This window comes from Pontiella sp. (assembly GCF_041622395.1).
Lineage (GTDB): Bacteria > Verrucomicrobiota > Kiritimatiellia > Kiritimatiellales > Pontiellaceae > Pontiella.
Genome location: NZ_JBFJYW010000345.1, coordinates 1 through 3,608, shown reverse-complemented (window position 1 = coordinate 3,608; position 3,608 = coordinate 1). Strand labels below are relative to the sequence as shown.

3 protein-coding genes and 1 pseudogene are annotated in these 3,608 nt (G+C 61.4%); 2 read left to right on the top strand and 2 right to left on the bottom strand.

What is annotated here, in order from left to right; genetic code table 11:
- A pseudogene (locus ABYO54_RS15230) lies at positions 1-395 on the top strand (arylsulfatase); the annotation flags it as partial.
- 22 nt (positions 396-417) lie between these two features.
- On the opposite strand, the gene ABYO54_RS15225 reads toward ABYO54_RS15230, so the two are convergent.
- The gene (locus ABYO54_RS15225; RefSeq protein WP_372809091.1) at positions 418-1,077 is read right to left on the bottom strand and encodes a response regulator; all 660 of its coding nucleotides are present in this window, start codon (positions 1,075-1,077) and stop codon (positions 418-420) included.
- Positions 1,074-3,083 carry a sensor histidine kinase gene (locus ABYO54_RS15220; RefSeq protein WP_372809090.1) on the bottom strand — a complete coding sequence of 670 codons (2,010 nt, stop codon included), beginning with the start codon at positions 3,081-3,083 and terminating at the stop codon, positions 1,074-1,076. The genes ABYO54_RS15225 and ABYO54_RS15220 overlap by 4 nt, the downstream gene beginning before the upstream one ends.
- 198 nt (positions 3,084-3,281) lie before the next feature.
- Between ABYO54_RS15220 and ABYO54_RS15215 the strand changes: the two genes are divergently transcribed.
- A partial coding sequence (locus ABYO54_RS15215) for a hypothetical protein (protein WP_372809089.1) occupies positions 3,282-3,608 on the top strand: 327 nt, incomplete at its 3' end.

Below are 3,608 nucleotides of genomic sequence, written 5' to 3'. Positions count from 1 at the left end.
TCGAGTTGCCGGAAACCGCCGGCGAAGACAGCGTGAGTTTCCTGCCGGCGCTCTCGGGCGCGCCGATCGTCTCCACCCGCGCGGGGCTGGTGCACCATTCCTTCAGCGGTCACTTCGCCTATCGGCAGGGCAAGTGGAAACTCCTGTTGGCCAAAAGCTCCGGCGGCTGGAGCTCGCCGACCGAGGCCGAGGCCGCGCCAAACGCGTTGTGCGCGCAATTGTATGACATGGAAGCCGATCCCGGCGAGACCACCAACCTATATGCCTCCCATCCCGAAGTCGCGCAGCGCTTGTTGTCGCTGCTGGAAGCCGATGTGGCGCGCGGCCGCAGCACCGGCGGGACGAACCTGGCAAACGATGCGGCGGGCATCGTGCTCTGGAAGAGCGGAAAATGAGTCCTCGATTCCCCCGGAGGGCTCACTTCGGCAAGATGCCGGTTTTGTAGGCTTTGTAGATGGCGGAGGGGGCGTTGGGGACCTGCAGCTTTTCGTAGATGCGCCGCATGTAGTTGTCCACGGTGTGGGTGCTGATTTCGAGCCGTAGAGCGATTTCCTTTTTAACCAGTCCCTCGCCCAGCAGGGAGAGGACATCGAGCTCGCGCTCCGAGAGCACACCTTCCATGTCCGCCGTGTTCGGCTTGTTGCGCAAGGTTTCCACGAGGTAGCGGGCCATTTTCGGGTCGATCGGCGCCTCGTCGTTGAAAACGCCGCGGATTCCGTTCAGCAACTGGGTGCTGGTGGAGGATTTCAACAGATAGCCGGAGGCCCCGCGGGCGATGGCGTTGACGACATCCGCTTCGCGGTCGGACTGGGTCAGGACGATGATGGGCGTCGTCGGGGAACATTCCGAGAATCGGGGCAGGGCATCGATCCCGCTCAATCCGGGAAGGTGCAGGTCCAGCAGAATGAGATCCGGTCGGTGGTCCGCCGCATCGTGTTGCAGGAAATGGAGGGCCTGGTCCGCCGTGCCGAACTGGTGGGCGAGCCGGATGTCCGGGGTGGTGCCGAGCACCAGCGCCACGCTTTCGCGGTATTCGGGGTGGTCTTCCACCAGCATGACTCGGATTGGGGAGTTCATTCGCGATTCCTTTGGGTCGATGGTCTGAGGGCGTTGAGTTTTAGACGGATGGCGGAAGCGACGCTTCTGCGATTGCGCAGTCGCAAGCCGATTCTCGTTCCGCCCTCCGCAGGGGATTCGACGGAGAGCTTGGCGCGGAGCAGCCGGGCGCGCCGTTTCAGGGAGGATGGAATGTTCCCGCCCAGGCCTTTGCCGTTGTCGCTGACGGTGAGAAGAATATCTTTTTCCCCCCCGGTCAGGTGGGTGCGGATTTGGGTGGCGCCGGAATGGCGGCAGATGTTGACCAGGCACTCCTTGTAAAACAGGAAGAGGTCGATGCGCATGCGGGGCTTGAGCTGCTCCAGAAACGGTTCGCCCTCGGTGGTGAAATCGTGCTTGAGATTGGTGGCGATTCGCTCGGCGGACCGCCGCATGTCGGTGGTCAACCCGATATAGAGATCGTCGGCTTCCAGCAGATTGGTGCAGTGGCGCACGGCGGTGCCGCTGCGTTCGGTCAGTTCCCGAATCCGTTGGCCGAGGGCCTGCCACTGCTCGCGGGTCTGGGCGTGCTGCGCCACGTCGCTGATCAGCCCGATGGAGTGGAGATTGGCGCCGAGTTCGTCGTGCAGGTCGGCGGCGAAGCGCTGTTTGATCCGGGCCACATACCGCATCCGGAAGATCCGGTCGACCAGAATGGTGAAGGCGATCCCGACGGCCAGGATGCCGACGGCCCAATACAGGGCCCAGAGATGTTTTTTCTGGCGGGCATAGCGCTGGTTGAGCTCCGCGAACACAACGGGGCGTTCCCGTTCCAGATCGTGGCGCCGGGCCAGCTGCCCCATCCAGTCCCGGATCGTCAGTATTGTTCCGAAGCTATTGTTCCCATCCGTTATGGATTCGGTGAACTCGTGCAAGGAGTCCCTCACGCTCGGGAAGGTGGCCTGCTTGCCCCGTGCCACGTTTGCCCCCTTGGAAATGACTTCCAGTTCGGACAGGTTGACATAGCGCCGGTTGTCGGGCATTTCGGGCGCTTGGTAGGGTTCGTCCACGACGAACCGGATATAGCGGCAGCGGGTTTCGGGCACATTCCGCAAAAGAATCGAGCCGGTGTCGTAAATCGAGTTGCGCCGATAATCCACCAGGCATTGGGCATCGGAAAAATCCGCGGCATTGGCGCCCACCACGGTGAAGTGCATGGGAATCCCGTAGTCCACTTGCTGGGGGAGGGGGATGTGTTTGCGGATGTCGGCCGCGCTGTGGAGCCGGATTTCATCCACGCGGCAGCTGTTCTCCAGATCGATGGTGAGCCGGAAGATTCGCTTGGCCGGGAACCGGGCCAGATAGGGCTGGCTTTTGTTGCCATGGCCCGCATTCATCAGGAAGGGGGTAAAGCCGTCCGTCAGGGTTTCCGGGGCGGTTGCCTCAGCGTTCCAGCCGGTGGTCGTCGATGAAACGCGCATGGGTTGGGCCAATGCAATGTTGCGGTCGCCGCTGAAGACCATGATCTCGGCAAGGCTGAACGTGTGCCTTCCGTTCCGGGCGGATCGCGAGAGTTGAACCGCTTTCACCCGCACCCAATCCGCCGGCGTTGGCGCAACATCAACCACCAAGGGCGCGACGCGCGGCAGGAGCCGGTCTTCGGGGCCAAACCGGGCCACCACGGTTCCTTCGCGCTCGCCTTCCTGGCCGGCGATCACCTCGAATGCCTCGGGAAACCCATCGGCCTGCGGACCCTCGTCTGCGTCGTTCCAGAGGGTGGGTACCAGCACGATCCGATCGATCGGCATGTTGCCGTCGCAGTTGATTTCGGCCCATTCCGCATGGGTCGGGTTTTCCCGCGACGCAGAGAACCATCCGATGCTGCCGGCGCCGTTGCGCGGGGTAAACCGTGCGGTCCGGGAAAGCTCGGAGTCGATCTCGGCCAGCCGTTTTTCAAGCTCGGCCAAGGTGCGTTTTTGCGGGGAATATGCGGCCGCGGCAGGCCGCTGGGGCGCGGCATGGCAGAGCGTCGACAACAGGCATGACACAGCGGTTTTTGCAATAAGGCGCATTCCGATTTTTTAGGCTGTTGCCCCGCGATGTGCAATCTATTTCCCCGGCCACGGCTCCCCGTGTGGCGCGATCGCGTCACATGACAAGTTTGCTGAAAAGCGTACAATAGATCTTGTTTAGCTGGGAAAAGGGTTTTTAAAGGACATTGACGTCCAACAATAAGGAGAAGTGAGATGAAAAAAACTGGATTGGCACTATTAATCGGTCTGGCGATCGCGTCGAGCGTGCACGCCGCACCCATCATCGGATTGGTCGGGGATGGCAACGGCTATGACGAAACGGGCGTGAATGACTTTCGCTCGACGAATCTAGGGAAGAGTTTCGATTTGAATGCCGACGACGTCTATGGTTCCCATGGGCTTTTCTTCTTCGGCGATGGACTGCCGAATGATGCGAGCGGTAATGATTTTACCTGCCACACCCAAGTCGGTGCCGAATGGGCAACGTTTTCCCAGGCGGCCAATTTTAACGGCGTGGCCGAGGGGGGGACCTTCTCCTAC